Raw genomic sequence first — 1,216 nt, forward strand, 5'->3', positions numbered from 1 at the left:
GTTTCTGAGTTCGGGGACTTGGACACCTTCAGTCGCATGCTGCACCTCCACAGAACAAGAGTAAGCTGGTGCTATTTAAAATTGTATGTATTATTTAAAGGCGATAATTTGATGAAAAAAGGCTCAAAGACCTGCGGCTACATAATTTTGGATTCTTAAAATTATATATGAAGTGTCAAAGAACCGACCCTGACCCGATAAACATGTCAAATACCCAAGAAGAAGATTCGAGAAAGTTGTATTTTCATAAAACGATAAATGTCTAATCTGCATGTTCGTTAGTAGGGTGCCTGTAAATAGAGTGATACTATAAAAGTGCAATTTGAACAACGGAGAGAGTGTAGTAGAAACGAAACTTGTCTAGAAAGCATATTTGGCAGGGGGTGATTAGGTACAAAATCAGTTCTACAAGCAATTGATAAAGGAGAGGTGAATAATGAAACGGATGAAGAAATTTTTAGTTGCCTTTTTGGTATTGAGCTTTATGCTTCCTACATTAGCAAGCTGCAATAACGCTGAACAGGCAGAGACTACAACAGAGGCGGAAGCTGAACAAGAAGGTGGACAAAGTGCCGCTAATGAAGCGGTAGAAGGAGCATATCCTCTTGAATTGTGGACGTTTCAGGAATTACATGTTGACTTTTACGTTGATATGGCCGATAAGTGGAATGAAAAGTATCCAGACAAACCGATTGAGTTGACTGTCTCGCAGCAGACGAGTTCAGCTATGCATACAAAAATGCTTGTTGCACTAACTTCTGGTGAAGGTGGTCCTGACATCTCAGATATTGAAGTTGGTCATTTTGCCAACTTTATAAAACCGGATGATGTTCTCTTACTCCCGTTAAACGATGTCATTGAACCTGAGAAAGATAACGTTGTTATGTCTCGCCAGGAGATGTATAGTGATGAGCAAGGTAATATTTACGGAATAGATTTTCACGTGGGCATGACCGTAAGCTATTACAATATGGATATCATGAATGAAGCAGGCGTAGATCCCAATTCAATTGAAACTTGGGAAGATTATGCTAATGTTGGTAAAACGGTTCTGGAAGCAACTGGAAAGCCTATGACGATTGTTGAAACTGGTGACCTTTTTCTGCCTCAGTGTATGTTGCTTGAAAAGAACGTGCAATATGTCACAGATGCTGGGGAACCTAACATAGCTACTTCCGATCACGCTGATGTGCTCGCTTTTATTCGCTCGATGAAT

1 protein-coding gene is annotated in these 1,216 nt (G+C 40.0%); it reads left to right on the forward strand.

The features are described from left to right. Positions 1–436 precede the first annotated feature (436 nt). Positions 437–1,216, forward strand: a 780-nt coding sequence (locus Q7P22_RS04340) for an ABC transporter substrate-binding protein (protein WP_303861075.1), incomplete at its 3' end; no start/stop codon positions are given.

The organism is Alkalibaculum bacchi (assembly GCF_937875145.1).
GTDB classification, from domain to species: Bacteria; Bacillota; Clostridia; order Eubacteriales; family Alkalibacteraceae; genus Alkalibaculum; species Alkalibaculum bacchi_A.